This is a genomic window from Shewanella sp. 10N.286.45.A1 (assembly GCF_041470405.1).
Classification (GTDB): domain Bacteria; phylum Pseudomonadota; class Gammaproteobacteria; order Enterobacterales; family Shewanellaceae; genus Shewanella.
In genome coordinates, this window is sequence record NZ_JBFRMK010000119.1 from 23292 (window position 1) to 29924 (window position 6633).

A 6633-nucleotide genomic window follows, 5' to 3' on the forward strand; every position below is an offset into this window, starting at 1 on the left:
TAGCACCTATCGTTATCAGTTCAATTTTAACTGAATAATCTCCAGATTAGTTCATTTGATTTCAATCATTCAACTAAAGAAAACGTCAATTTAAAGGCACTAAAACTGCACTTTGCCCTTTGAAGAAAAAAAAGGATAGGAAATAAAACTAAAACCTTGTTTTAATGACAATTAATTTAGACCTGCAGAACAGCATTTTTCTGTCACTTCAGCAATTTTATTTATAAAAACAATCATGACAAAATCTATAAAAAACGTTATGATTTTGATACTTGTGTGCAACGGAAACGCCTATGCCATCAACTGGCCTACATTTGGGATTATCAACGCTTTTTATTCGCAAAGGACTACTTAGCGAAGAACAGTTGGCGCAAGCAATAGCCCAATCCCGAAAACACAAACAGTCTCTAGTGCGCACCTTAGTGTCTATTAAGCTGCTTTCAGCGCGTGAAGTTGCCGATCTTTGCTATGAAGAATATGGCACACCGCTACTCGATCTCAACGAATTTGATATTTCGGCTATTCCCGATGAATACCTAAATAAAAAGCTGATTGAGAAACACAAGTGCCTACCACTATTTAAGCGTGGTAATAGGCTTTATATTGCCACCTCCGATCCTACTAATATTGCTGCATTAGAAGACTTTCAATTCAGTGCTGGCTTGCACGCCGAGGCGATTCTAGTTGAAGATGACAAGCTCACCAAAGCGCTGGAGACAGTGCTTGAAGAGGATATTACCGCTCTAGATTTAAGCGCTATCGATGAAGAAGCTCTCGCCGGCATTGAAGTCAGCGATACCGATAAACGTGACGAAGAACTCAGTGATGGTAAAGATGACGCCCCAATCGTCATCTATATAAACAAAATTCTTACCGACGCTATTCGTAAAGGCGCATCGGATCTCCATTTCGAGCCCTATGAAAAGCGCTACCGCATTCGTTTTCGTATCGACGGTATCTTACAAGAAGTTTCAGAGCCGCCAGTAAATCTTTCCGGCCGTATATCAGCACGCTTAAAAGTGATGTCCAAGCTTGATATTGCTGAACGAAGAGTTCCACAAGATGGCCGCATCAAGATGAAGATGTCCCGTACAAAATCCATCGATTTTCGTGTTAGCACCTTGCCCACCATTTGGGGCGAGAAAATAGTGATGCGTATTCTGGATTCATCTTCAGCGCAGCTGGGGATTGAAAAGCTTGGCTATGAAGATGATCAAAGGCTGATGTATGAAGAGATGCTAGCCAAACCACAGGGGATGATTCTAGTTACTGGGCCTACCGGTTCTGGTAAAACGGTATCGCTTTATACCGGCCTTAATATTCTTAACACCGCCGAGCGTAATATTTCTACCGCTGAAGATCCGGTTGAGATTAACCTTGAAGGTGTTAACCAAGTACATATTAACCTTAAAGCCGGTTTAACTTTTGCCTCAGCGCTGCGCTCTTTTCTACGCCAAGATCCTGATGTGGTAATGGTCGGTGAAATTCGTGACTTGGAAACCGCCGAAATTGCTATTAAAGCGGCACAAACCGGTCATTTAGTATTATCGACCTTGCATACCAACTCTGCTGCAGAGACGTTAACTCGTCTAATCAATATGGGCGTTCCAGGGTATAACATTGCCAGCTCGGTTAACCTTATTATTGCTCAACGCCTGTCTAGGCGTCTATGCCAACACTGTAAAGCGCCAGAAGATATACCCGCTGATGAGCTGCTAAAACTTGGCTTTAGCCAGCAGCAAATAGATGCTGGTATTACGCCCTATAAGCCTGTCGGCTGTGAACACTGCACTGCGGGTTACAAGGGGCGTGTTGGTATCTATGAAGTGATGAAGATGTCCGATGAAATTGCCCGCACCATTATGGAGGGCGGTAATTCATTGCAAATTCTTAAGCAGGCCAAGGTGCAAGGGATGCGAGATCTAAGAGATTCAGGTTTACTAAAAGTTACCCAAGGCGTAACCAGTATTGCCGAGATCAATCGTGTAACCAGCTTCTAGAACAGGTGAAAACTGTGGCTTACAATAATAACAAGGGCACCGATGGCTATTGCAACCAGACAGTCTAAGCAAGCTAGAGACAAGAAGAAAACGCAGAAAGATCAACCTAAAGTTGTCACCTATGAATGGAAGGGTGTCAGTCGCGATGGCAGGCGTACCTCAGGCGAGTTAAGAGGTGCATCTAGCGCTGAAATTCGCGCCCAGCTAAAAGCTCAGGGCGTTATCCCCAAAAATGTTCGCAAAAAGTCTACACCACTGTTTAAGTCTGAGAAAAAAATCAAGCCCATGGATATCGCCATGGTTACTCGCCAAATAGCCACTATGCTGGCAGCGGGGGTGCCGATTGTTACAACCTTAGAGCTATTAGGTAAAGGCCACGAAAAGCCGAAAGTTCGAGAATTACTGGCAACGATTGTTAATGACGTGCAAGCAGGTATTCCGTTATCGGAAGCATTAAGACCCCACCGACTCTATTTTGATGACCTATATGTCGACTTAGTTGCTGCAGGTGAGCATTCAGGCTCGCTAGATGCAGTATTCGATCGCATTGCCACTTACCGTGAAAAATCGGAAGCGCTAAAATCTAAAATCAAAAAGGCGATGTTATATCCAGCCGCCGTAGTTATTGTTGCTATTATTGTGACTGCCTTATTACTGCTATTTGTTGTGCCACAGTTTGAATCTATTTTTCAAGGTTTTGGTGCAGAACTGCCTGCTTTTACTCAAATTGTTGTCAACTTATCTCGTTGGCTACAAGCCTCTTGGTATCTATTTGTTATTGCCATTATTGCTGCTGTTTGGAGCTTTAGACGAGCACACCGTAACTCACAGCTATTTCGCGATAAAATTGATAAACTTATCCTAAACATCCCTTTGATTGGTGAAATTTTACATAAAGGCGCGATGGCAAAATTTGCTCGCACCTTGGCGACTACCTTTGCCGCAGGTGTACCATTGATTGATGGCTTAGAGTCTGCTGCAGGCGCATCAGGCAATGCAGTATATAAAAAAGCGGTGCTGAATATTCGCACCGAAGTGATGTCGGGCATGCAGATGAATGTCGCTATGCGCACCACAGGGCTATTTCCCGACATGATGATCCAGATGGTGATGATTGGCGAGGAGTCAGGTTCACTGGATGATATGCTTAATAAAGTGGCCAATATCTACGAAATGCAAGTTGATGATGCGGTTGATGGCTTATCCAGCCTGATAGAACCGATTATGATGGTGGTTATCGGTACGGTAGTCGGTGGGCTAATTGTCGCCATGTACCTGCCTATCTTCCAGCTAGGTAATGTTGTAGGTGGCTAATACCACGTTCACCTTTATAAAAATAACAGATTAAAAATAATGACTGAATTAATAACTATATTTAACCAGAACCCTTGGTTATTTGTCTCCCTTAGCTTTGTGTTTGCTGCAGTTATTGGCAGCTTTTTGAATGTAGTAGTACACCGCTTACCGGTGATGATGAAAAGAGATTGGCAGCAAGAGTGCAACCACTACTTAGCTGAATATAAAAAAACCGTGTTTGAGCAAAATGAGAAACAACTTAACGCGCCAATCGATGAGTTTCCCGAAAAGTATAACTTAGTAGTGCCAGGCTCAGCTTGCCCTAAGTGTAAAACCAATATCAAGCCGATGCATAACTTGCCGATTATTGGCTGGCTGATGCTACGCGGCAGATGTGCCGCTTGTAAAAACCCTGTATCAGCGCGCTATCCAATAGTAGAGCTTATCACTGGCGCATTAGTGGCTTTTCTTGCTTGGCATTTTGGCCCGACTGCAGAGTTTGTCTTCAGCACTATTTTAACCTTTGCTTTAGTGGTGCTGACAGGTATTGATCTCGATGAGATGTTATTGCCCGATCAAATTACATTGCCACTTTTATGGTTAGGGTTAATCTTAAATCTAAGTGGTACATTTGTGTCGATGTCAGACGCGATTGTAGGCGCTGTGGCGGGTTACTTAAGCCTTTGGAGCGTGTTCTGGGCATTTAAGCTGCTAACCGGTAAGGAAGGCATGGGCTATGGCGACTTTAAGTTGCTAGCTGTATTTGGCGCATGGTTTGGCTGGCAAGTATTACCCTTGGTCATTCTACTATCTTCACTGGTCGGCGCTATTGTCGGCATAACTTTGATTGCATTTAAAAAGCTTAACCAAGGTAATCCTATTCCCTTTGGCCCTTATATTGCAGCTGCTGGCTGGATTGCCATGATATGGGGCGAGTCGATCACCCAATGGTATTTATCGACGCTTTAATTCTAGGTTCTAGGCTTGGGTATTAGAGTTTCTAGGCTCTAGCAAAGGCGGTAAAGTGTTAAGCAAACGGCCTACGACAGGTGACTTTGTCACTACGGAACGCTTCGCTTACGCTGAAAACTAGCAAAGCGAAAGCATAAATGCCGACCTACTTTAAAAGAAGGTGCTAGCTATGCATAGAATCAAAAGCAAAATGGTGTTTGCTGTTGATTTCCTAGCAGGACGTGGTCTGTCCTAGCAGCGAGCGACGAACATCCTAGTACCTAGGATCTTGTCAGCGTTTAAAATTAATTACTTTTGAGGGGCTATGGCTGACTTTATTGTAGGCTTAACCGGCGGTATCGGTAGCGGTAAAACCACCGTCGCCAACCTTTTTGCAGATCTTGGCGTGGTGTTAGTCGATGCCGACATCGTCGCCCGCGAAGTGGTGAATCCAGGTTCAGAAGGCTTAGCAGCTATCGTTGAACATTTCGGCGCAGACATCCAGCTCAGCGACGGACACTTAGATCGCTCAATGCTCAGAGAGCGTATCTTTAACAATGATGAACAACGTTTATGGTTGAATGGGTTGCTGCACCCGTTAATTAGAGAAACCATGCTGAAAAATTGTAAAGAAGCTCAATCAAATTATGTAATTATGGTTGCGCCCTTGCTATTTGAGAATGGGTTAGATAGGTTAGTACAACGTACGCTTTTGGTTGATATTTCACCACAGCTACAACAACAAAGAACAATGGCAAGAGATGATGTCTCAGCCAAGCAAGTCCAAAATATAATAGGCAGTCAGGCCACACGCGCCGAGAAACTGTCAAAAGCTGATGATGTCATAGACAATCAAGGAGAGATATCGGCGTTGAAGTGCAAGGTAGACGCACTAAATTCACTTTATTTGAAGATATGCGGTAACATTTAAGTAACGCCATGACTGATTTAATCTATGAACAACCGCTCAATGAAAAAATACGTAGCTATTTAAGGCTAGAGTATTTGGCTGAGCAATTACAGGCTAACCTAGATCACGATCACCAGCACCGCTGTTTTTACCCATTATTTTCCTTGTGTGAGCTCACTGATCGCTGCGATTACCGTGGTGAGGTACTGAAAGATTTAGACAAGCAATTATTTGCACTCTCTAAATTGCAATCTCTCCCGACAATGAATAGTGAAGAAGTGGAAACTTATATCACCAAACTCAGTGTCGCCAGAGAAGTCCTGCAGGTCTCAGAACGTCCGGGACAACTGATAAAACAAGACCGCTTTCTTACAGCCCTTAGACAACGCTTTAATATGCCCGGCGCAAGTTGCAATTTTGACCTACCACAACTGCATTTTTGGTTGGCAAAATCATGGGAGGTTCGCCAAGCAGAATACCTGGAATGGATGAGTCAGTTTGCTTGCTTACTATCACCCATTAATCTGTTACTCGATCTGAGACGCCAAACTACTGAGTACACAAAACACCAAGCCGCTACAGGTTTTTATCAGGGAAACAGCGAACAAGCGCTATCACTTATCCGTGTAAAACTCACGCCGGAGCAAGGTTGTTATCCCACGATTAGCGGTCATAAAAACCGTTATGCAATTCACTTTGTACAATTTGATAAGCAGAAACATTCAGACCAATCGATTCAGTTTGAGTTGGCAACCTGCCCTTAAAAACGCTAATATCGTGCCACTGTCACTCAAGCACTAGCTAAATCAATTATGCCTCTTACTGTAAAATGCCCGACCTGCCAAACCGAAGTTACTTGGGATGATACCTCTAAATTCAAACCTTTTTGCAGTGACCGCTGCAAGCTAATCGATCTGGGTGATTGGGCCGCAGAGAAGAACGCTATTCCGGTTAAACCTGAATTCGATCCAGAGATGTTAGATCAACTCGGTTATGATGAAGCGGACTTTTTTATCGATGACGGCTCTATGGACGATAAAAAACAATGAGCAAACAAGTACATGTCGCAGTAGGTGTTATTGAGAATAGCACCCAACAGATTTTACTAGCAAAGCGCCATGAACACTTGCATCAAGGTGGTAAATGGGAGTTTCCAGGCGGTAAAGTGGAATTGGCTGAAACCACTTCACAAGCCCTTATCAGGGAGCTTAAAGAGGAGGTGGATCTAGATGTACTTAGCACCACGCCGATGATGGAGATCCACCACGATTACGGTGACAAAAAGGTGATACTTGATATCCACTGGGTCAAGGATTTCTCTGGTACTGCAAAAGGGCTAGAGGGCCAAGCTGTAAAGTGGGTTGCCAAGCAAGATTTAATTAACTTTGAGTTTCCAGCAGCCAATAAGGCGATAGTCGATAAAATCTTAACAACGATTTAATCGACTATTAGCAGCTATCACGCCCTAAGCTATCC

At 43.6% G+C, this 6633-nt stretch carries 7 protein-coding genes; all 7 read left to right on the top strand.

What is annotated here, in order from left to right:
• Positions 1–293: 293 nt before the first annotated feature.
• The 7 genes from pilB (at position 294) to mutT (ending at position 6598) form a co-directional block, all read left to right on the top strand.
• A complete protein-coding gene (gene pilB, locus AB4238_RS09995; RefSeq protein WP_372033329.1) occupies positions 294–2000 on the top strand; it encodes a type IV-A pilus assembly ATPase PilB in 1707 nt (568 codons plus the stop codon).
• Positions 2001–2042: 42 nt separating this feature from the next.
• Positions 2043–3314, top strand: a complete 1272-nt coding sequence (locus AB4238_RS10000; protein WP_372033330.1) for a type II secretion system F family protein — start codon at positions 2043–2045, stop codon at positions 3312–3314.
• A gap of 39 nt (positions 3315–3353) precedes the next feature.
• Positions 3354–4265, top strand: coding sequence for an A24 family peptidase (locus tag AB4238_RS10005; protein WP_372033331.1), 912 nt, complete (start codon positions 3354–3356; stop codon positions 4263–4265).
• A gap of 307 nt (positions 4266–4572) precedes the next feature.
• The gene (coaE, locus tag AB4238_RS10010; protein WP_372033333.1) at positions 4573–5178 is read left to right on the top strand and encodes a dephospho-CoA kinase; all 606 of its coding nucleotides are present in this window, start codon (positions 4573–4575) and stop codon (positions 5176–5178) included.
• A gap of 8 nt (positions 5179–5186) precedes the next feature.
• Complete coding sequence (gene zapD / locus AB4238_RS10015) at positions 5187–5921, top strand: cell division protein ZapD (RefSeq protein WP_372033335.1); 735 nt, start codon at positions 5187–5189, stop codon at positions 5919–5921.
• A 48-nt stretch (positions 5922–5969) separates the two neighbouring features.
• Positions 5970–6206 carry a DNA gyrase inhibitor YacG gene (gene yacG / locus AB4238_RS10020; protein WP_372033336.1) on the top strand — a complete coding sequence of 79 codons (237 nt, stop codon included), beginning with the start codon at positions 5970–5972 and terminating at the stop codon, positions 6204–6206.
• Complete coding sequence (gene mutT / locus AB4238_RS10025) at positions 6203–6598, top strand: 8-oxo-dGTP diphosphatase MutT (RefSeq protein WP_372033337.1); 396 nt, start codon at positions 6203–6205, stop codon at positions 6596–6598. The genes yacG and mutT overlap by 4 nt, the downstream gene beginning before the upstream one ends.
• Positions 6599–6633: the final 35 nt, after the last annotated feature.